Here is an 885-nt window from a genome sequence, read left to right as displayed (position 1 = left end):
TGGGCGCGGGTGCGGGGAGCCTCAGCGGTCGCAGGGCCGCCTTGGTGGGGGGCCCGGCGCGACATCGTGGTCGGTGCCGGAGATACGGGTGGAGCTGACCACGTTGCTCGGGCACGATGAGCACCCCGCCCACCTGCCCGGCTGGGGCATGGTCCACGCCGCTCAGGCACGCCGCATCGTCACCGGCATGCTGCATGGGCAATGGCGCTATGCCATCTGCGCCGACGACGGGCACCTGCTCCTGGCCGGCATCACCCGGCAGCGCCCCTGCCCGCCCGGACAACGGCCGCCCCGCGACATGCGACGCGGCGGCATCGTCGAGCTGCAGATCACCCTCACCCAGCTCCACCGGCTGGCCGCCGCACCGGCCGCCACCGGCGCCTGGGCACCCCTCATCGCCGACCTCACCCGTCAAGCCCACGCCCAGCTCGGCACCACCCCCGCAACCGGATCACCCCACCCGGCGGCAGCGCGCCACCCGGGCCGATCCTGTGACCCGGCGGCAGCGCACGCCCCAGCGGGATCGGGTGACCCGGCCATGCTGGGCGAACAGACCGACCCAGCCCACACGGCCGACACGGCCAACACGGCCGACACGGCAGGCGCAGTCAGCACCACAAGCGCGGCTGGCACGGCCAACGCGGACTCGGCGAACACGGCTGACGTGGTCAACGCGGCGGGCGCGGCTGGCGCGGCCGGGACCGCTGGGGTGGCGAACACGGCGAACGGGGCTGATCGGCGTCATGCCGATGCGGCCTTACGCCGATACGTCCAGATCCGGGGCCGGGTCTGCTCCTGGCCGGGCTGCCGCATGCCCGCCACCCGCACCGACCAAGACCACATCCAGGCCTGGGCCGACAACGGCGCCACCACCGCCGCCAACCT

At 74.5% G+C, this 885-nt stretch carries 1 protein-coding gene; it reads left to right on the top strand.

All coding sequences use genetic code 11. The features are described from left to right. Positions 1-73: 73 nt before the first annotated feature. Positions 74-885, top strand: an 812-nt coding sequence (locus FLV34_RS39430) for an HNH endonuclease signature motif containing protein (protein ID WP_147945604.1), incomplete at its 3' end; no start/stop codon positions are given.

The organism is Microbispora sp. CSR-4 (assembly GCF_008033685.1).
Taxonomy (GTDB): Bacteria; Actinomycetota; Actinomycetes; order Streptosporangiales; family Streptosporangiaceae; genus Microbispora.
This window is presented reverse-complemented; position numbering and strand designations above follow the sequence as displayed.